The organism is Actinacidiphila oryziradicis, assembly GCF_005047355.1.
GTDB lineage: Bacteria > Actinomycetota > Actinomycetes > Streptomycetales > Streptomycetaceae > Actinacidiphila > Actinacidiphila oryziradicis.
In genome coordinates this window covers 1-1,152 of the sequence record NZ_SUMC01000350.1, presented here as the reverse complement: position 1 = coordinate 1,152, position 1,152 = coordinate 1, and the positions used below count along the sequence as shown (strand labels likewise).

At 70.7% G+C, this 1,152-nt stretch carries 2 protein-coding genes; both read left to right on the top strand.

The features are described 5' to 3' along the window. Nucleotides 1–311: NAD-binding protein (locus tag FCI23_RS55830; RefSeq protein ID WP_136731782.1), on the top strand; the 311-nt coding region annotated here is incomplete at its 5' end. Further along, nucleotides 308–1,152 (top strand): amidohydrolase family protein (locus FCI23_RS55825; protein ID WP_136731781.1); only part of this gene is annotated, 845 nt, incomplete at its 3' end. The genes FCI23_RS55830 and FCI23_RS55825, both read left to right, overlap by 4 nt.

The following is a 1,152-nucleotide window of genomic DNA, read 5'->3' as shown; positions in this document are numbered from 1 at the left end:
CGGCCGCTACCGGACTCGACCGGCAGCAGGTCCTCAGCACGATCGCGGTCAGCGGCTTCGCCTCGCCGGTCATGGCATTCAAGTCGAAGCGCCTGGCAGCTGGGCGCTTCGACAAGCCGGATTTCCGGCTGTGCCTGATGGCCAAAGACCTCATACTCGCCACGGAACAGGCCGCGGCGGCCGGACTGCGCCTGCCGCTCACCACCGCAGCCGCGGAGACCCACGTCCGCGCCACCGAACAGGGACTCGGCGACGAGGACTGTGTCGCGATCGCCCAAGCACTCACACGCAACCCGGGAACCAGCACATGATCATCGACATCCACGCGCACCTGTCCCCACCGGAAGCCGCACGGCGCTTCCCCATGCCCCCCAGCCTGACCGACGTCGACGGAATGCTCGCCGCCCGCGCCCAGGCCGGGATCGACCTCACCATCATCGGCAGCCCCGTCGGGGCCGGCGCGATGGCACGGGTCCCGGGCGTCGACAACTACGCACAACCGCGGGACCAGCTACGCAGTTTCCACGCCTGGATGTCGGGACTGATCGCTTCGTTCCCGGACCAGTTGCGCGGGTACGTGTACGCCAACCCGCTCGGTGACGACGACCATCTGGAAGGAGTCAGGCAGACACTGGCGGACCCCGCCTTCGTCGGCCTGATCACCACCTCCAGCGTCCACGGCGAGCTGCTCGGCTCTCCACGAGCCGACTCCTTCTTCGCGCTGGCCGCGGAGACGGGAGTGCCGGTCCTGGTGCACGCCCCGGCCGAACCGGCCGGCACAGAGCGGGTCGACGACATCGGCTTCGTCGAGCAGATCGGCCGCTTCTGCGACGTCACCATGGGCATGGCCATGATCGCTTTCGCGGGATGGCTGGACAAGTATCCCGGGCTGCGACTCATCGGTGCCACCGGCGGCGGTGCGATGGCGTTGCTGCCGGAGCGCCTCCAGACAGCGGCGCGGCCCCGGCACTGGGGCGGGGGCGCGCCGCCGGCGCAGTCGGCCGCCCCGCCGGCGGCCGACCCGGGCGCGGCACTGCAGCGCATGTACGTCGACACCAGCCCGCTCAGCCCGGCACACCTGAGCCTCAACGCCGAGGTGCTGGGGCCCGAGCGGATGCTGTTCGGCACCGACTCGCCGCCGCTGTCGGTGCC